At 63.5% G+C, this 17,781-nt stretch carries 18 protein-coding genes and 1 tRNA gene; 4 read left to right on the top strand and 15 right to left on the bottom strand.

The window, feature by feature from the left end; translation table 11 throughout:
• Nucleotides 1-389 precede the first annotated feature (389 nt).
• The 7 genes from CFB17_RS19895 to CFB17_RS01340 form a co-directional block, all read right to left on the bottom strand.
• Nucleotides 390-725: a DUF3800 domain-containing protein gene (locus CFB17_RS19895; protein ID WP_207761884.1), complete on the bottom strand. Its 336-nt coding sequence runs from the start codon at nucleotides 723-725 to the stop codon at nucleotides 390-392.
• Nucleotides 665-1,114, bottom strand: a complete 450-nt coding sequence (locus tag CFB17_RS19420; protein WP_207761883.1) for a DUF3800 domain-containing protein — start codon at nucleotides 1,112-1,114, stop codon at nucleotides 665-667. The genes CFB17_RS19895 and CFB17_RS19420 overlap by 61 nt, the downstream gene beginning before the upstream one ends.
• Before the next feature lie 369 nt (nucleotides 1,115-1,483).
• Nucleotides 1,484-1,559: transfer RNA gene (locus tag CFB17_RS01360), tRNA-Ala, on the bottom strand.
• 53 nt (nucleotides 1,560-1,612) lie between these two features.
• Nucleotides 1,613-2,233 (bottom strand): RdgB/HAM1 family non-canonical purine NTP pyrophosphatase, encoded by a 621-nt coding sequence (rdgB, locus tag CFB17_RS01355; protein ID WP_088559591.1) that lies wholly within the window; start codon nucleotides 2,231-2,233, stop codon nucleotides 1,613-1,615.
• 2 nt (nucleotides 2,234-2,235) lie between these two features.
• On the bottom strand, nucleotides 2,236-2,955 hold the full coding sequence (rph, locus tag CFB17_RS01350; protein ID WP_088559863.1) for a ribonuclease PH: 720 nt from the start codon (nucleotides 2,953-2,955) through the stop codon (nucleotides 2,236-2,238).
• A gap of 262 nt (nucleotides 2,956-3,217) precedes the next feature.
• On the bottom strand, nucleotides 3,218-3,493 hold the full coding sequence (locus tag CFB17_RS01345) for an HU family DNA-binding protein (RefSeq protein WP_088559590.1): 276 nt from the start codon (nucleotides 3,491-3,493) through the stop codon (nucleotides 3,218-3,220).
• A gap of 225 nt (nucleotides 3,494-3,718) precedes the next feature.
• Entirely contained in the window at nucleotides 3,719-5,074 is a 1,356-nt protein-coding gene (locus tag CFB17_RS01340) for an AmpG family muropeptide MFS transporter (protein WP_243389660.1), read from the bottom strand.
• 149 nt (nucleotides 5,075-5,223) lie between these two features.
• Between CFB17_RS01340 and CFB17_RS01335 the strand changes: the two genes are divergently transcribed.
• On the top strand, nucleotides 5,224-6,156 hold the full coding sequence (locus tag CFB17_RS01335; protein WP_088559588.1) for a dihydrodipicolinate synthase family protein: 933 nt from the start codon (nucleotides 5,224-5,226) through the stop codon (nucleotides 6,154-6,156).
• A gap of 3 nt (nucleotides 6,157-6,159) precedes the next feature.
• On the opposite strand, the gene CFB17_RS01330 is transcribed toward CFB17_RS01335, so the two are convergent.
• Nucleotides 6,160-6,588 (bottom strand): DUF192 domain-containing protein, encoded by a 429-nt coding sequence (locus CFB17_RS01330; protein ID WP_088559587.1) that lies wholly within the window; start codon nucleotides 6,586-6,588, stop codon nucleotides 6,160-6,162.
• A gap of 498 nt (nucleotides 6,589-7,086) precedes the next feature.
• Here CFB17_RS01330 and CFB17_RS01325 point away from each other — a divergent pair, with 498 nt between their 5' ends.
• Nucleotides 7,087-7,548: a cell wall hydrolase gene (locus tag CFB17_RS01325; protein ID WP_165769358.1), complete on the top strand. Its 462-nt coding sequence runs from the start codon at nucleotides 7,087-7,089 to the stop codon at nucleotides 7,546-7,548.
• A gap of 50 nt (nucleotides 7,549-7,598) precedes the next feature.
• Here the strand turns inward: CFB17_RS01325 and CFB17_RS01320 are convergent, their stop codons facing one another.
• Nucleotides 7,599-9,560, bottom strand: coding sequence for an alpha/beta hydrolase family protein (locus tag CFB17_RS01320; RefSeq protein WP_165769357.1), 1,962 nt, complete (start codon nucleotides 9,558-9,560; stop codon nucleotides 7,599-7,601).
• 68 nt (nucleotides 9,561-9,628) lie between these two features.
• On the opposite strand from CFB17_RS01320, the gene CFB17_RS01315 reads away from it, so the two are divergent.
• Nucleotides 9,629-10,732 (top strand): PA0069 family radical SAM protein, encoded by a 1,104-nt coding sequence (locus CFB17_RS01315; protein ID WP_122984967.1) that lies wholly within the window; start codon nucleotides 9,629-9,631, stop codon nucleotides 10,730-10,732.
• Here CFB17_RS01315 and CFB17_RS01310 read toward each other — a convergent pair.
• The 5 genes from CFB17_RS01310 to CFB17_RS01290 all read right to left on the bottom strand — a co-directional run bounded on the left by CFB17_RS01310 (nucleotide 10,729) and on the right by CFB17_RS01290 (nucleotide 15,574).
• Nucleotides 10,729-11,823 carry a mitochondrial fission ELM1 family protein gene (locus CFB17_RS01310; RefSeq protein WP_088559583.1) on the bottom strand — a complete coding sequence of 365 codons (1,095 nt, stop codon included), beginning with the start codon at nucleotides 11,821-11,823 and terminating at the stop codon, nucleotides 10,729-10,731. The two genes, CFB17_RS01315 and CFB17_RS01310, sit on opposite strands and share 4 nt — an antisense overlap.
• Nucleotides 11,820-12,770, bottom strand: coding sequence for a lysophospholipid acyltransferase family protein (locus CFB17_RS01305; protein WP_088559582.1), 951 nt, complete (start codon nucleotides 12,768-12,770; stop codon nucleotides 11,820-11,822). The genes CFB17_RS01310 and CFB17_RS01305 overlap by 4 nt, the downstream gene beginning before the upstream one ends.
• 31 nt (nucleotides 12,771-12,801) lie before the next feature.
• Complete coding sequence (locus CFB17_RS01300) at nucleotides 12,802-13,704, bottom strand: hypothetical protein (RefSeq protein ID WP_088559862.1); 903 nt, start codon at nucleotides 13,702-13,704, stop codon at nucleotides 12,802-12,804.
• A gap of 119 nt (nucleotides 13,705-13,823) precedes the next feature.
• A complete protein-coding gene (locus CFB17_RS01295; RefSeq protein WP_088559581.1) occupies nucleotides 13,824-14,801 on the bottom strand; it encodes a sulfotransferase domain-containing protein in 978 nt (325 codons plus the stop codon).
• A gap of 80 nt (nucleotides 14,802-14,881) precedes the next feature.
• Nucleotides 14,882-15,574, bottom strand: a complete 693-nt coding sequence (locus CFB17_RS01290; RefSeq protein ID WP_088559580.1) for an alpha-ketoglutarate-dependent dioxygenase AlkB — start codon at nucleotides 15,572-15,574, stop codon at nucleotides 14,882-14,884.
• Between CFB17_RS01290 and CFB17_RS01285 the strand changes: the two genes are divergently transcribed.
• Nucleotides 15,573-15,776 (top strand): hypothetical protein, encoded by a 204-nt coding sequence (locus CFB17_RS01285; protein WP_088559579.1) that lies wholly within the window; start codon nucleotides 15,573-15,575, stop codon nucleotides 15,774-15,776. The two genes, CFB17_RS01290 and CFB17_RS01285, sit on opposite strands and share 2 nt — an antisense overlap.
• Before the next feature lie 62 nt (nucleotides 15,777-15,838).
• Here CFB17_RS01285 and CFB17_RS01280 read toward each other — a convergent pair whose 3' ends face one another.
• A complete protein-coding gene (locus tag CFB17_RS01280) occupies nucleotides 15,839-17,710 on the bottom strand; it encodes an ABC-F family ATP-binding cassette domain-containing protein (RefSeq protein WP_243389659.1) in 1,872 nt (623 codons plus the stop codon).
• Between the last annotated feature and the right edge of the window lie 71 nt (nucleotides 17,711-17,781).

Below are 17,781 nucleotides of genomic sequence, written 5' to 3'. Positions count from 1 at the left end.
TGGCGAAATGACCGCGACGGAGCGGATCGCTCACTTCCAGGACATAAGGCAACGGGCGTTGAGGTCATCGAGGATGATCGATTGGCAGATCGAGGCGCTGCGGCAGGATGCTCGCGGTCGGTTCACGGAAGTCAAGGGAGGCGAATGACGCTCTGCTTTTACCAGTTTAGCTGACCTAGTTTTTTTGCGCTGTCACTCATTGATGAGAGACTTTCGCAATGGTGTTGCCGGGAGCTTTTCCTAGGCGTCTAAAAGATTTTGCCGATGCGCCCCGATGCCTTTCCGTCCCAATGGGCTTGCCAGAAAGGCCGCACACACTTATCTACCCGGATAAGGACTGGGCTTTCTCGGTCGACCAACGGGCTCCGGATCACTCCGGGGCCCGTTTGTTATGGAAACGTCTTACACTCCCCGAGCTTCTGACTAACAATTTCATAGGCACGGTTCGGCTGGCTCGGCCGCAGGTAATGAGCCCCAATGGGCCGGGCGACAAGATCAGTAAGCTGAAGTCCGGTTGAATTCGCCGCCTTCTGGATGAAGAGCGGTTTGAACGTCACCGACTTAAAATTCATCTTCTTGTATCCCCAGTCGTTCTGATTGTCGGTTATCCGCCGAAACTCCTGTTCGAGTTCGTTGTCTTCAGCCTTCCCCCGGCTTTCAAAGATTATGTGGACAGTCCTGTCGCGCTGTTCGTCGTGGCGCAGCGTCGAGAGAACCCGCTCCATGCAAAAGAGAACGCCAGATGATAGGGGCTCCAAGGGTTAGCGTACTTTTGTTTAAGTGCGGCCTTGTGGATCACTGATGCAAAAACCCGCATCGGCGACGTCGCTACGAAATCGTTGATTTTCGTAAAGAAGTCTTCCCTAGCTTCTTTGCTTTCTCGCATGAAGCTAAAGGGCGCAATTTGCTTTCGTATCTCGCGCTCATGAAAGACCACGTCATCGTGCCCAAAAAACTCGAACTTGAGGCGCTGCATCGCGGGCACGATATGCTCGATGTAATCGGATTTTTTCACTGGGCAGAATGCCAACACGAAGATAGGAAACTCGGGATCGAGCTTATCTAGGTTCGTATCTCCGCTCTCGTCGGCATATACTATATAGTCGGAATACAATCCTGCCTCCGCCGAAAGCCAGTTTGGTTTTAGGAGAGACCTAATTCGTCCGCGTCTTCTTTGTCGATGTAGATTCGCCGCAGCTCAGCATTCGTATCGGAGAACCTCGCTTATCGAAGGCAAGATTGAGCCTGCAGATAGGCGGGCGATCGCGTAACAAGGCCCCGCATCTCAAGATGGAAGATTGGGCCTACGGCATGGGGCGGCCCTGGCGCGGGCATTCGCCTATTGTCTCTTACGGGCCTAGGCCACGATCGCGTCGAATCGGTGCCAACTCACGGGAAAGATTGCGGCCCTTCCGATTGATAGCGTCCAGTGCGGACTGCATCCCCAGCGAAATTCGCCGATCTCGGAATTCCGCTAAGTGGTTGGTGGAGCCGATCGGGATCGAACCGATGACCCCCTGCTTGCAAAGCAGGTGCTCTCCCAGCTGAGCTACGGCCCCACGCTTCGCGCGAGCTTATGCCGTCAAAGTGACGGTACGGCAAGGGTGGCGGCTCAAGATTCCGCGAAGAGTGCCTTCACCATGGCGTCAATGGCGCGCCGGCGGTGGCTGATCTTGTGCTTGTCCGCTGCCGACATCTGGCCGAACGTCTGCGTATGACCGAGCGGGATGAAGATCGGATCGTAGCCGAAGCCGCCCTCGCCGCGCGGCGCCTCGACGATCCTGCCGTCGACCACGCCGGGAAAGGTCAAGGTCCTGCCGTCCGGCCAGGCCAGCGCCAGAACGGCAATGAAAGCCGCTTCCTTCGGCGCGGCGGCGAACGAACCGTAGCGGCCCTCGAGCTCCCGGAACACACGCGCAATCGCCATATTGAAATCGCCGCCGGGCCCGGCCCAGCGAGCCGAATAGATGCCAGGAGCACCATCGAGGCCGGCCACGGCAAGGCCGCTATCGTCGGCAAGGGCCGGCAGCCCGGTCGCGACCATCGCCGCCTCTGCCTTCAATATGGCGTTAGCCTCGAACGTACTGCCGGTCTCTTCAGGCTCCGCCAAGCCGAGATCGGCGGCACTCCTGATCGTCACCCCGCGCGGCTGGAACATCGCCTCGAACTCGCGAACCTTGCCCTTGTTGTGGGTGGCGAGCACGAGTTCCCCGCCCTCAAAGGCGCTGTCCATGGTCAAAATCCCTCGATCGCCGCGGCCTGCGCCCGCACCAGTTCGGCGATGCCCAAAGACGCCAGTCGGGTCAGCGCCTCGACTTCAGCCGCGGTCACCGGCACGTCCTCGGCGGTGATCTGCGTCTCGACGATACCGCCCGAGCTCGACATGACGAAATTCGCATCCGCCCCGGCCCGACTGTCCTCGGCATAGTCGAGATCAAGGACGGCCTGGCCGTCAAAGAGGCCGCAAGAGACGGCAGCCACCTGCTCGCGCAGTGGCAGGCTCGGCAGTTCGCCCTTGGCCACCAGGGTCTGCAGGGCCTGATGGAGGGCAATGTAGCCCCCTGTGATGGAGGCCGTCCGCGTACCGCCATCGGCCTGCAGTACGTCACAATCGACGATGACCTGTCGCTCGCCCAGCAGCTCCAGATCGGTCACCGCCCTGAGGCTGCGGCCTATCAGCCGCTGGATCTCGAGCGTCCGGCCAGACTGCTTGCCGCGCGCGGCCTCGCGGGCCGTGCGGGTGTGGGTGGAGCGCGGCAGCATGCCGTACTCGGCCGTCACCCAGCCCTTGCCGCTATTGCGCAGGAAGGAGGGCACCTTTTCCTCGATCGTGGCGATGCAGAGCACGTGGGTGTTGCCGAACTTGACGAGGCAGGACCCCTCGGCATGAGCACTGAAGCCCGGCTCCAGCGATACCTTGCGAAGTTCGTCGGGCTGGCGGCCTGAAGGACGCATCGTCGTCTCCACCAAAAGCGGCTCTGCCGCGCATGTCGTGCCAAAGGAAATTGGACGCGCGGCGAAGAGCTGCCTTTGCCGGGCCGCCGCCCGATGGGGTGCTACAGGCAGTCGATCGTTCGAAGCAAGGCTGGAGAGCCGCGTTACAGCCCTGGCGCCCGCGAAAACCGGCGCCGGTGGCGTCAGCTCGACGTTTTCAGCCCCAGGCGCCTCGGTGGCATGCGCCCAGGGCCTTTCCCCCGAGCCCTCTTGGGCCCATCGTTCAGCTATTGACCTTGTCGCGCAAGGTCTTGCCAGGTTTGAACTTCACCGTAGTGCTGGCGGCGATCTTGATTTCCTTGCCCGTCTGCGGATTGCGACCGAGTCGCTCGGGACGGAACGACGTTTCGAAGACACCGAAACCCGCGATAGAGACTTTCTCCTTCTTGACCACGGCATCGGTGATCGCCTGCAGAACCGCCTGCACCGACCGCGCGGCCTCCGCCTTGGACTTCTCGGTCGTCGTCGCCACCACCGTGTTCAACTCGTCAAGCGTCATGCACCGCTTCCTCTTTTGCAATCTCAAGTAAAGCTGCGCATAACATGATCAGACGCCAATGCAAACTGCAACGCCATGGGCCTTCCTTGCCTATCACAAGGAACGACGCGCCTATTTCTCGAAACGAATGTCGACCCAACGGCTGTCGAAATGTGATACCTGCACGATAACGAAAACGTAATATTGCGACGCAGCATCGCAGCATTACGGAGCGGCCATTCTTCCTTAGACTTGAACCGCCATGGACTTTCGTGATACATTAAATCCTTGGCGCTGTAGCCACAGCAGGATCAGCAGGCCGGGAATGGCGGAAAGTGCCGAGGTTATAAAGAAAAGATTCCAGCCGACGGCGGTCGCAAAGAATCCGGACGCGGGCACGATCAAATATTTGCCGAGCATCTGCATGAAAGATGTCAGAAGAGCATACTGCACGGCAGTGTAATGGATGGCGCAAAGGGAGGAAAGATAGGCGATGAAGGCAGAATTGCCCATGCCGCCTGAAAGATTCTCGACGCCGATCGTCAAGTAGAAGAACCCTTTACTGGGTCCGATACTGGCCAGCGCGGCGAACATCAGGTTCGAGGCGGCCTGCAGGATGCCGGCTACAAGGAGCGCGCGCATAAGTCCCATGCGGTGGACCATAAGGCCGCCCAGAAGGCCGCCGATGATCGTGGCAGCGATGCCGAACGTGCCGGATACCTCAGCGATGTCGAGCTTGCTGAAACCCACGTCATGGTAGAACGGATTGGCCATCAACGTCAGCAGCACGTCGCAGGCCTTGTAGAGCGATATGAAGGCCAGGATGGCTAGGGCGACGCTCTGGCCATGGCGGTGGAAGAAATCGGCAAAGGGCTCGATGACGGCGGAGCTCATCCACGCATTGAAGCCGTGCCGTCCCCCCGGAATTGCCGTCGTCGAGCCCTCCGGCTCGGGCGTCACGAGCACCACGGCAATGCCGATCAGGATAAGGAAGGCAATGGCCGCATAGGCGATATGCCAGCCGAACCGATAGGCAAGGAAGAGCATGCCGGCCGTGGCACACCACATCGCCAGGCGGTAGCCCAGCGTGAAGACGCCAGCCCCTGCGCCGAGCTTGGAGGGCGGCAGGATCTCGACGCGATAGGCGTCAATGACGATGTCCTGGCTGGCGCCGAGGAAGGCCACGATGAAGGCGGCCATCGCTACTTTGTGCAGATTGGCGGCCGGGTCCATGCTGCCCAGATGCCAGATGGCGCCAATCAGCCCCAGCTGCGTCAGGAGCATCCACGAGCGCCGCCGGCCGAGAAGGCCGGTCAGGATCGGCAGGGGCAGCCGGTCCATGATCGGCGCCCAGGCGAACTTGAAGGTGTAGGGCACGAAGACATAGCCAAAGAGGCCGATCATGGCCGTGCTGGTTCCGGCCTCGCGCAGCCAGAAGCTGAGCGTGCTGCCGATCAGCATCAAGGGCAAGCCGCTGGAAAAGCCCAGCGCCATGACCGCCAGAACGCGCGGATCGCGATAGACGACGAGGCTGGCGAACCAGCTCTGCAGGGAGTCCTGGAAGCGCAAGGACCTTCTGGCCTTTCGTTCTTCGATGGGCAAGCAACGGTCGATTGCATCCATCCTAGTGCGTTTTGGCGGTGACTGGAAACCACTCAGGCGAACAGCCGGGCTGTGCTTTGTGCTGGCGTCCTCGCCAGACGGGGCCCTGGCGGCTAAAGTTCGGCGTCGATACCTAGGGAGACCCGATCATGGCCAAATTGAGCTCAACCGCGCGTGGCGTCTATATCATCGCCGCCACGCCCTTCGATGATGCGGGGCGTCTCGACCTCGAGAGCACGTCGCGGCTTTGCGACTGGTATCTCGAACATGGCGTCGACGGCATGACGATTCTTGGCCAGATGGGCGAGGCTCCCAAGCTCCTTCCAGAGGAATCGGCACGCTTCGTCCGTCACGTCCTGGACCATCTAAAGGGCCGCATTCCGGTCATCGTCGGCGTGACCGCCCCAGGGCTCGGCGCCATGAAGCATCTGGCGGACATCGCCATGGAGGCTGGTGCCGCCGGCGTCATGGTGGCAGCGCCCGGCACACTGCGCACCGACGAGTCGATTGAGGGCTATTTCGGCCAGGTCGCCAAGCTGCTGGGGCCCGATACGCCATGGGTGCTGCAGGATTTCCCGCTCTCCGGCACCGCGCAGATCACGGCCAAGCTTATCCGGCGCGTGGCCGACGCGGCCGAGAATTGCGTCATGCTCAAGCACGAGGACTGGCCGGGACTGGACAAGATCACCGCGCTTCGGCGCATGGAAGCCGAAGGTGCAAGGCGCCTTAGCATTCTGACGGGCAATGGCGGGCTATTCCTGCCGCTCGAACTGGGCCGGGGCGCCGATGGGGCGATGACGGGCTTCGCCTTCCCGGAAATGCTGGTCGGTGTCTGCCGCCTGATGGCGGCCGGCGAGGCGGATGCGGCCATGGATCTTTTTGACACCTATCTGCCACTGGTGCGCTACGAACAGCAGCCGGGCATCGGTCTACCGGCGCGCAAATACATCCTGGCCAAGCGCGGCGCCATCGCCTCGCCGGCACTGCGCGCCCCGGCCCCGCCGCTTAGCGCCGAGACCAAGGCCGATCTCGACTGGCTGATCGAGCGCCTGGATCGCCGCCTGGCTAAGGCCAGAGGCTGATCCTCAAGGGGCCGGAAAGATCGGATCGCGGACGCGGTCGCCGACCGCAATTCCCTGACGGTCGCTCTGGCCGCCGCCGATCTCGAGCACCGCGCGGACTGGAAAGCCCGAAGGGATGGGGGTTTCCGATTCGGGTACGGCCTGCTTGTGGATGCGCAAGATGAGGCCGCGCTTATCGATAAAGAGCATGTCGAGTGGAATGAGCGTGTCCTTCATCCAAAAGGCCACCGGCTGGGGCTCGATAAAATCGAAGAGCATGCCTCGATCGGCCGGGAGCTCCGTGCGCTGCATGAGGCCGTAGGCGCGGGTGGCGTCCGTATCCGCAATCTCAACCGTGAAATGCCGCGGGCCGGTCTTGGTTTCGATCTCGAGCTGCCGAACCGCTAGGGCCCTGGCTTCCAGAGGAAGCATCAAGGCGATCAGGAGTGCCATAGGCGCCCACCATCGATATCGCGTCACGTTCACTGCTACCCCCTCGCTCCAGCACCAAAGAATGGGGCGGCAACGGCGCGGAAGACAAGCACCCCCTCGCTCACGTTGAATGACGATTTTTCCACAAGTTGGTGGACCATCCTGTGCAACCAGCTGTGGACGATTACAGAACGGTAGTGGAATGCACCTGCTTTACCATAGTCTTAGCGACAACCCGGATGCCGGCGCTCCCACATCTCGCGTAATGCGTTAAGAGTTTGTTCAGGTTTTCCAGGGAATATGGAATTATCCCCGGCATTCCATACGCAGAAAAGAAACTTTAGGTTGATTGCATCGATGGTGATCTAATCCCGGCGGCCCCCACCCACGGCCTGACAAGGAGATGAAATGTTCCGGCACGCAAGCCGGCGCCTAGCGTCGCATGATCTGAGAAGCGGACTTCGAAACCCGCTGCGGTTTCGTCGTTCATTCCCAACAGCCCTCACGACGATTTTCGTCTTGATCCTTACAGCGATCGGCCCCGCTCGCGCTGCAGATGATCAAGGGCAGGATCGAACCGTCGATCTTCTGGCACGAACGATCTTTCACGAGGCCAGCGGAGAGGGCCGACTCGGCATGATTGCGGTCGGCTGGGTCGTTCTCAACCGAACGCGCGATCCTTCCTTTCCCCGCTCGGTTGCCGACGTGGTCCAGGAACGCCACGGCAGGGCCTGTCAGTGGAGCTGGGCCTGCGCCACACAGCGTGAACCCCATGGCACGAGTTGGCAGCGCGCCCAGACCATTGCGGCCATGATGCTGAAAGATCCACCGCCAGACCCAACCAATGGCGCGGTCTGGCTGCAACATGCTCAGGCTAGCGAGCCGCGCTGGGGCTTCACGGTCTACAAGACCGCCCGCATCGGCAACCACGCGTTCTATGGCCGCAATCCGGTCGGCGACCTGGATGTTGCGACGCGCTGAGGCCGCCCACCCCCGCGATTGAGGCAGGCTGCCGGCCGAGGTCAGCGAGGTCAAGCGTCGGTGGAGGGCGCCTCCCCGTCCAGCTTGAGCGTGGTACGAGGCGCTCCGCCCTCGATGCCAAAGACCTGCATATAGAAGCTGTATTCCTCGCTGACGGCCGTCTCGATCGTGGCCGCCCGCCTGAAGCCGTGGCCCTCCCCGGGGAAAATATGGCAGGTGGTGGGGATCGACTTCGCCCTTAAGGCCGCGACCATGGCCTCCGCTTGGTTGCGCGGCACGACCTTGTCGTCAGCGCCCTGGAAGAAGATCGTCGGCGCGCGCAGGTCGTTCACGTGGTGAATGGGCGAGCGGGCGACATAGAGATCCTGGCGTGCCGGATAGGGACCAACCAGCTGATCCAGGTAGCGGCTCTCGAATTTGTGGGTGTCGCGCGCCAGGGCCTCGAGATCGGCGACTCCGTAATAGCTGGCGCCCGCCTTGAAGACCTCCGCCTTTTGCCCGAGCTGGCGCTGAAAGGTCAGTGCCGCCAGCGTCGTGAAGCCGCCGGCACTCCCGCCGGCGATGGCGAGGCGCTCGGGGTCGGCAAGGCCCATGGCTGCGACTGCGGCCGCCGCCGAGAGGCAATCCTCGACGTCAGCGATGCCCCACTGGCCGCGCAGCGCATTACGGAACGACCGGCCAAACCCGCTGCTGCCACGATAATTGACATCCAGGATGGCAAAGCCGCGCGTCGTCCAGAACTGGTAGGTCGAGGTCAGGACGGCACGGGTCTGGCTGGTCGGACCGCCATGGATGCGCACGATCATGGGCGGCAGTTCGCCTGTCGGCGCACGGGCGTGAAGGTTTTGGGGGCCGTAATAGAAAGCGTGGCCCTGCATGCCGGTCTCAGTCGCAAAGAGAATGGGGCGGGGCCGCGAGATCCAGTCGGCCGAGACAGGTGGCTGGCCGGCACTCTTGATCGTCTCGAGCCTGCCATCGGCGTGACGGCGAACGATCTCGGCCGGGCGATCGTCAAAGGCCGCGCGAAAGAGGATCGCCTGCCCCTCGCTGCTGACATCGCTGATATCGGTTGCCGCCGTTTCGATGCGCTCGAAGGTGCTGCTCTCAGGATCGAGGATCGCCAGGCGCCAATAGCCGTCCTCGGCAAAGCTCATGGCCAACCGCCCGTCGTCGAGCTCGCTCCACCATCGGCTGCCCAGTTGCCAGAGCGGTCCGGCGAAGTCGCGCTCGGGTGCGACGATGGCGGTCGTCTGGCTGCCGTCCCAGCGGCGCGGCAGCCAGAAGCCCGACTCATCGGCGATGAATAGAAGCTTGCCCCGCCGGTCCCAGCCGGGCTGGACGATGGCGGTCTCCTCGCCGCCCGCGATGACGACGGGTGAGGCAGCTGCCCCGGCTCCGTCCAGCTCGGCCACGAGCAGCCGGGTCGAGTCCCAGGGCATGGAGGGATGGTCCCAGGCCAACCAGGCGAGCGACCGACCATCCGGCGACAGAGTGGGTGCCGCCACGAAATCGCTGTCGGCGAAAAGTACCCGGCGGTCCTCCGGATCGTCCAGGGACAAGCTGACCAGCCGATTGGCAGGCTGGTCGCTCGCCTGTCCATGGTCCTCCTCAACGGCGATCAGGCGCCGACGCGGCGCGTCGAGCAGGAAGTCGGCATAGCGACGCTCTTTGTTGGCCGTGAGGACGCGAGGCGGCTGGCCCGGGGCCACCTGCCAGAGAAGCTGTGTCGCGAATTCGACGACGATGACGAGATCGCCCGCCGCCAGATAGGGTTTGCCGCCATATTCGTGCACGCGCGTGCGCATGTTGAACCCGCCCGGCGTCAGTTCGGTCTCGGTGCCGTCAGGCTCCCGACACATCAGCGTCGTGCGGCCATTTTCGAGCGGTCGCTGCTCGCACCAATAGACCCTGCCGCTATCAATGGATGGGAACGACAAGCCCACCTGCGATTGGGTAAGCATCGCGGGCGTGATGGGCGACGGCCAGGCGCCGAAGGGACATTCTTCTTGCATGCGGTCAGGGGCTCCTGGGCTTGACGAGCCTGCCTGATGCCCTGTCGAGGACAGTTGCACGCTCATCGATGTTCTCGTATTGTTCCCGTATGACGCATCGCTCCAACCAGCGCCTGGCATCACTCAGCGGCCGTGGTGCGACCATCAATCCGGACGGACGCTTCGAGGCCGGGCAGCGCCAAGCGGAGGATGATGGCTGGGGCCCTCCGGACGACGACGCGCCCGCCTTGAAGACCGAGACGTTCGCCGACACGAGCCGGACCATCATCGCCCGCAACACATCACCCGACATCGGCTTCGATCGTTCGATCAATCCCTATCGAGGCTGCGAGCATGGCTGCATCTACTGCTATGCGCGACCTAGCCACAATTATCTGGGTCTCTCCTCGGGACAGGATTTCGAGAGCAAGATCTTCGTCAAGCACGATGCCGCCAACCTCTTGCGCCAGGAACTGGCCCGCCCGGGCTACCGGCCAGCGGTACTGGCGCTGGGCGCCAACACCGATCCCTACCAGCCGATCGAGCGTCGGCTGCGGATCACGCGCGGCATCCTGGAAGTACTTCTGGAGACCCGCCATCCGGTGACAATCGTCACCAAATCCGCGGCCATCGTCCGCGACATCGACCTCCTGGAGCGTCTGGCCGGGATGGGCCTCGTCCATGTCGACATTTCGATCACCAGCCTCGATGCCGGGCTGGCCAGGCGGATGGAGCCCCGCGCGCCGACGCCGGAGCGCCGCTTTGATGCCATCCGCCTGCTGCGCCGTGCCGGTGTCGAGGTGGGCGTCAACATGGCGCCCGTCATCCCGGGCCTGAACGATCATGAGATCGAGGCCATGGTGGCGCGGGCGGTGGCGGCGGGTGCTGGCCATGTCAATCACATCCTCGTCCGCCTGCCGCACGACGTCAAAGAGCTGTTCGAAGCCTGGCTGGAGACGCATTTCCCGGATCGTGCCGCCCGGGTGCTCTCGCTCATCCGCCAGTGCCGGGATGGACGGCTGAACGATCCGGACTTCAAGAGCCGCATGCGCGGCAGCGGGCCCTTCGCCGAGCTCATCCACAGGCGCTTTGCGGTGGCCATCGCCAAGGCCGGCCTGACACGTCGCCGCTATCCCGATCGCGTTGATCTCTTTCGTCCTCCCAGGCTCGACGGTCAGATGTCCCTCCTCTAGCCCGGATCGGGAAAAAGGGCGTCGATCCGCGCGAGCACGCGCTCCACATCGCGGTCACCCTCGGAAAGGGCGCGTGGCGGCAGGAAGGGGCCGCCCAGGCGGCAGGCCGTGCCTCGGCGCAGCAGCATGGCGTGGAAGGCCTCAAAGTCACGGGTCTGCGTCGCAAGACCGCTGCCATAGACGAAATCGCCCACATGTCGCCAGACCGGCCGGCTGGCCCGGTCGAACACGCCACGCGCCGCCGCCCGGCGCCAGAGATCGAGACGGCCGGCCTTGCCGTAGCTGAGCGGCAGGATTTGCAGGGGTTTGCCTAGCCTCGCCACCTCGACGATCATCGAGATGCTATCGCCGGTGACGATGAGGCCGTCCGCGAGCCCGAGCAAAGCGCGATAGGGATTGTCCTTCGCGTCCGGGCGCCAGCCGAAAAACACACATCCCTCCGGCAGCTCGGCCTCGATCCGCCTTGCCACCTCGGGTGCCGTGCGACGGCTGGTGGTGACGTAGGGCGTGCCGCCCTCCGCCCGGATGCGCCTTGCCTGCTCGAGCAGGCGATCCACCGTGCGCGCATCGAAACGATAGGGTCCCGTGGCACCCCCGACGAGAAAGCCGATCAAGGGGCGGCTTAAGGGGGCCAGCCGGGTGCGCCAGGCTTCCGCTTCCCGCGCCACGGCATCGGCATCCACCTGCATCAAAGGCAGCCCGATCTTGAGGACGTGCGGCAATGGCGGCACCTGCACCTCCGAGCTCGCGACGACGAGATCGAAGCGCTCGGCCCGGCCCGTAGGCTTGCCAACGCGCACGATGCGGGTTCGGCCACCCGATTGCTGCTTGATCCAAAGGGCCACCATCGAGGGGCGTCGGCCGATCGTCACGACGAGATCGGGCCATGGCGGCTCAAGGGGATCGGAACGCGCCAGGTCCAGATGATGCAGCGAGGCCTCGACCTTGGGCTTGCCCTTGACCCATTGCGGCAGCATCTCGACCCGGCGCTCCTCGACGACCCAGTCCGAGCGCTGGCGCAGCGCCTGGCCGATGGTGCGCACCTGACCATTGTCACCCGCCTTGTCTCCCAGGACCAGCCAGGCCCTCAAGGCGAGGGTACCGTGGCGCCATCGGGGTGCAGGACGCCCTCGACGCTAGGCTTGGGCCAAACGAGCTTCATGCAGAACCAGTTTTCCGGCTGGGCCCGTATATAGGTCTCGTAGCGGGCATAGAGCTGCCGCATCATGGAGAGCGCCTGCTCGTCCAGCGGTGCCGCCTGGTCCTCGGGCAGAATCGGCGCATCCAGGACGATGCGATAGCGTGCCGCCCCCTCGCGAAGCACGGTCGCCGAGGCAAATTGAGCGCCGGCTCTCAGCGCCAGCTTGGCTGGGGCCAGCGAGATCGGCCGGTCGACGCCAAAGAAGATGATACGCGCCTCGCCCTTCTGGCGCCGGTCGGCGACCAGTCCTACAGCCTCGCCGCGCTTGAGCGCCCGCATCAGGCCGAGCCCACTGCCGTCCCTCGGCATAAGCCGGACGCCCAGACCCTCCTGGCGCCTGGCCAGAAGCAGGCGGTCGACAATGGGATTGGGCATGGGCGTGTAGACGACTGTCATCGGCCAGCCCATGCGCACGGGTCCGATGGCTGAGACTTCCCAGCTCGAGAGATGCGCGGCGCAAAAAAGAATCGGCCGCGTCCTGTCGCATGCGGGGTCGATCGTCACCTTAACCCGCTCGCGGATCGTTCCGAGATGTGGGAATTCTGCCATCACCGTGCCGGCATTGCGCCAGACGGCGCGCGCCAGACGCTCGATCTCCTCGCGCGTACGGTCCGGAAACGCCACCATCAGGTTATGCCGAACGGTGGTGCCGCGGTCGGATCGCGGGCCAAGGCGTTCCAGGAGCCATGCGCCTACGGCCCCGGCCCGCTCGACCGAGATCAGGCTCATCAGCCACCAGAAGATTCGGACCGCACCGGCATCGAACCTATCATGCAGTCTCTGCCAGAGACGAGACGCGTCATCGTCGCCGCGATTGTCATCAACCATCGTCGCCATGGCGCGTCGTCAGTCGCTCTTGCTCAAAGGGTCAGGCGGCGGCCTTAACCGGCGAAAGCCGGTCCATCACCTCGAAAGCGTCGTGGCGCACATGGTTCTTAGCCATCTCATCGCGAATGAGCTGCTCGGAGATGACCCCCTTCTCCACGCATTCCTTGAGAAGCGTGAAGAAAAAGCGCTCCTGGTTCGGATCGGGGTGCTTCTTATAGGTGCCGAGCGCGCCATAGCGACCGAACATTGCCTCGCGGGCGCGGCGATACCAGCTCACGACCTTGAAGATCGAATGGTTCTTGGTGGACGGCGTGAAGTCGATCGGCAGGCCGCTCTTCCAGGGCTGGGTCCAGCGACTGGTATTGTGGATCATCTTGGTCTGCGGCGTCAGCTTGTCGAAATCATTCCACTCGGGCTCGAACAGGCCCACATTCTCCTCGGGCTCGTTCTCGAGATTGATCCAGTCCATGTAGTCGAGCTCGAAGCGGAACATCGCCTCGAACTGCTCCTGGCACTTCCAATGGGTGAGCTTGGAGCATTCGAGCAGCATGACCGAGGTTGCGTATTTCTTGCCCGACACGCCGCGCGGCCTGCACATGATGGCCTTGCCTTGCATGTCGCGGGTCAAAAGCTCGTTGACGTCGCCGACCGCGAAGACGTCAGGGTCGACGACCACAGCCCGGCCCTCATAGCCCATGAGTTCGGGCGGGGTGAAGCGGATCGGCGTGAAGGACTGGAGATCCTCCATCAGCCATTCCCGCTTCAGCCCGTCGCGAAGATAGAGCTGACCCTCTTTCGCCTGCGCCCAAGGGAAATCGCGCACGTCGACAATCTTGACGTCGAAGCGATCGGGATGGCGACTATTGCGCCGCATCGAATACTCGGACACCAGGGCGCCCACCATCTGGCGGTGGTTGGTGTGGATGAATACCGTGTCGGTCAAGGTCGGATCCATTCTAATTCAGAGCTGGCAATAGCTGCTCGTTCAGCCTGATATTGGCTGGGGCCGTCGATCATCAATAAGGCCTAAGACATCATGCAAGCAAGAACGCGCACTTGTCCTCAGGCCGGCACGACCTCGCCCGAGCGCCAAGCCGGCTTGCCATCCTCGGCACTCGTATAACCAAAGCCGGGCAACATGGTCTGGTCGACGATGGCGTCGATCTTGGCCGCTTCTTCCTCGGTGAAGTAGTCGCGCCAACCACCGACCTTGCCGCGACGAACCTTGAACGAGGCAGGATTCGTCTTGTCCTTGGCCTGCATCCGGCCACCGGCCAGCCAGAAATGCCGCTTCTCCTCGAGCTTCTTCATGTTGTCGAAGGAGGCATAGCGGACTGCTTCCTGGATTTCCGCCTCGGTCCCGGGCGTGCCCATGAAGCGCGTGATCCGCTCGACCTCCTGCGCCGGATTGGCGCGCATGTCCTCATAGCGCACGATGAGGATCTGCCTGAGCTTATCCATCTCCCGCGCCCAGTCGTTCATGAAGCCCACGACCTTGGGCAGGCCGGCCTCGTGCTCGGCGACGAAGGAGAAAATCGAGACGTCCTTGCCGTGCTCTGGATAGTCGTTGATCGTCTTTTTGTGCGGCCGCATGCGATAGCGCCACTGGTGATATTGCGAGACCGCGACGTCAGCTGGATGCCGAACGAGAAGAACGACGCGACGATCGTAATAATCGCGCTTGTCGCTGTGATTGCCCGTGAAGTCCTTCAGGTAATTGTCGTGCGTGAAGAAGATCTTGGGGATCGCACGGTTCTTGAGATGCAGGTTGTCGAAACCGATCAGCCAGCGCTCCGAGAGCGCGTGCTTCACCTGGAAGAAGCGCGAGAGCATGACGCGCAGCCATGTGCGACCGCTCTTGCCGAAGGAGACGATCACGACGTCGGCGCGGCCAAGCTTGGCTGCCTGCTCGCGGCCACGCAAGCGGCGCTCGATCGCGATCTTGCGATCGTCGCTGACGAAGAACAGCGGCGTTAGCACCACCGTGCGCATGACGCGCTTGCCCACGCTATCCAGGGCGGGCTTTAGGAGAGCGAACATGCCCAGCTCATTCCAATGACGAACTCGATAAAGGGGATCTCAATAGAGCGATGCGAGGAGGACGACAAGGCAGCCCGGGTTCAGCCGGGGTAAGGCGTCACGCGCCGCAAGGTCAGATTGAGCCGGCCGCCGCCCGGTATAAGGGTCGAACTCGCGGGAATGATCCGGTCGATGCCGTGGAACATCAGCCGCGCCCCGCCGCCCATCCGGACGACATCGCCGCTTGAGAGCGTGAAGGAGCGCGTGGGGTCGCGACGCTCCAGCCCGCCGACGCGAAAGAGCGCCCGATCGCCCAGGGACAGGGACAAGACGGGGGCCCGCATTTCCCTCTCGTCCCGATCCTGGTGCAGCCCCATGCGGGCATTGCCACGATACAGATTGACGAGGCAGCATTCAGGCGGTGCCGCACAATTGGCCAGATCCCGCCAGATCTCGAGCAAGGCTGGCGGCATGGCCGGCCAGGGCTGGCCAGTGGCGGGATGAACGGGTGCGTAGCGATAGCCCGCCCTGTCGCTGATCCAACCGAGTTCGCCGAGATTACCCATCATGACCGAATAGGGCTGGCCGGTACGCGGCATCACCGGCCGCAGCCAGCCCGCCTCCTCCACGAGAGCCAGCACCTCCTTGACGAGCTTTGCCTGAAGGTCGGGCGACAGATAGGCGGGGCGGTAGAGAAATCCTTGCGGCAGAACCGGAGATCGCGGCTGGGCGGAACCCCCGGGGCCGGGGCCGTTTGATTCGGGACCATGGCATGCCAGGTGAGGAACGATCATGGGCTATCTCCTGCTTATCGTCGGAGCCGCCTTCATTCTCTACGCGGGCTACCGGGTCGCAGCGCATCGGCGGCACGTCGTGCCAGTCGGCAGCGATACAACGAGCGACCGGCCGGACACATTGCTCAAGGATCTGCTCTTTGCGATCTTTGGCGCCGTCGTGATCGCGCTGGGCGCTACCTTCTTCGGCAATTTCGGCTAGCCGCGGTCGAGGGACGCGTCGCGACGGTGCGTCGACACATCAGCGTCGACGCGACGGCCTGATCAGGCGGCTGCCAGTTCCTCGATCTGTGCCTCCAGTTCGAGCCAGCGCGCCTCGGCTGCATCGACGGCCTTGCCGATGGCGTTGATCTCCCGCTGGAGACCCGCCATGTCGATCCCCGCCGCGTAGCTGCCGGGATCGGCAAGTTTGGCCTGCAGCTTGGCTCGCTCGCCGTCGAGCCGCCCGATCTCGCGTTCAAGTTCCTTGGCCTCCTTGCGCAACGGTGCCAGCTTCGAACGCTTGGCGGCCCCGCTGATGCGGTCTGCCCGCGCTGCGGGCTGGCCGTCATGCTGGCCGCGCTCGGTGCGCATCAGCATGTCGCGATAGTCGGCCACATCGCCTTCATAAGTCTCGACACGGCCATTGCCGACCAGGAGCAGCCGGTCGGCCGTCATCTCGACCAAATGGCGATCATGGCTGATGACGATGACCGCCCCCGGAAACTCGTTGATCGCCTCCGCCAGCGCATCGCAGCTGTCGATGTCCAGATGATTGGTGGGCTCGTCGAGGATCAGCATATGCGGCTCGTCGAGGCACATGAGCGCCATCGCCAGACGCGTCTTCTCACCGCCGGAAAGATGCTTGGCCTTCGTCTCGGCCTTAGCGGCACCGAGACCGAAGCGGGCCAGCAGGCCACGGACCTCCTGCTCTCGGCGCTGCGGCTGGCGGCTCAGCACATGGCGGATGGAACTCTCTTCCGGCTCCAGTTCCTCCGTCTGGTGCTGGGCGAAGAAGCCGATCCGCAGCCCCCTGGCGCGGACGATCTCGCCCGCCAAAGGCTGCAGGCGGCCGGCCACCAGTTTGGCGAACGTGCTCTTGCCATTGCCGTTGGCGCCCAGGAGGGCGATGCGATCGTCCGGGTCGATGCGCATGTCGAGACCTGTGAGGACGATCTTCTCGCCATAGCCGGTGGCCGCGCGGTCCATGGTGATCATGGGCGGCGGGGGAACGTCCTTGGCCGGGAAAGCAAAGCGCACCTCAGGTTCGCGGGCGGCCGCTTCCATGAGTGGCATCTTTTCCAGCATCTTAAGCCGGCTTTGCGCCTGGCGCGCCTTGCTGGCCTTGTAGCGGAAGCGGTCGACGAAGGCCTGCATGTGCGCGCGGGCCGCCTCCTGCCGCTCGCGGGTCTTCTCCTGCACCATCATCTTCTCGGCCCGGGTGCGGGCGAAGATGTCGTAATTGCCGCTATAGGTCGTGAGCTTCTGCTGATCGAGATGAATGATCCGCTCGGGCACGGCGTTCAAGAGATCGCGATCGTGGCTGACGACCAGCAGGGTTCGCGGATAGCGCCTGAGATGGTCCTCCAGCCACATCGTGGCTTCGAGGTCCAGATGATTGGTGGGCTCGTCCAGGATCAGGAAATCGGGCTCGACGAAAAGGACACCTGCCAGGGCCACGCGCATCCGCCAGCCACCCGAGAAGGAGGAAAGCGGGCGCTCCTGCGCCTCCTTGTCGAAGCCGAGACCGAGGAGAATGCGCGCTGCCCTGGCGGGCGCGGCGTCGGCGCGGATGTCGACAAGCCGGGCCTGGACTTCGGCGATCCGCAAAGGATCGGTCGCGGTGCGCGCCTCCTCCAGGAGCGAAGCACGCTCGGTGTCCGCCGCCAGCACCACCTCGAGCGGCGTGCGCGTGCCGGCCGGTGCCTCCTGAGCCACATAGCCGATCCGGGCACGGCTTTGGAGGCGCACATCGCCCTGGTCGGGCTGGAGTTCGCCCGCGATGAGCCGCAGCAAGGTTGATTTGCCCGTGCCGTTGCGGCCGACGAGCGCGGCGCGCTGGCCCGCGGGCAGATGGAGCGTGGCGCCTTCGAGCAGGGGCCGACCGGCGACGCGGAGCGTGATATCGTTTAGATGAAGCATGGCGGGAGGCTTCATATCATGGCCGCCATGAATGGGCAGCCGTGATCGCATCAGCAGGACCGCAAGGCACGTGTCCTAAAATCGGG

This window comes from Arboricoccus pini (assembly GCF_900187945.1).
Classification (GTDB): domain Bacteria; phylum Pseudomonadota; class Alphaproteobacteria; order Geminicoccales; family Geminicoccaceae; genus Arboricoccus; species Arboricoccus pini.
Note: the sequence above shows the minus strand (reverse complement) of the source record. Positions and strands in the feature narration are given on the sequence as shown.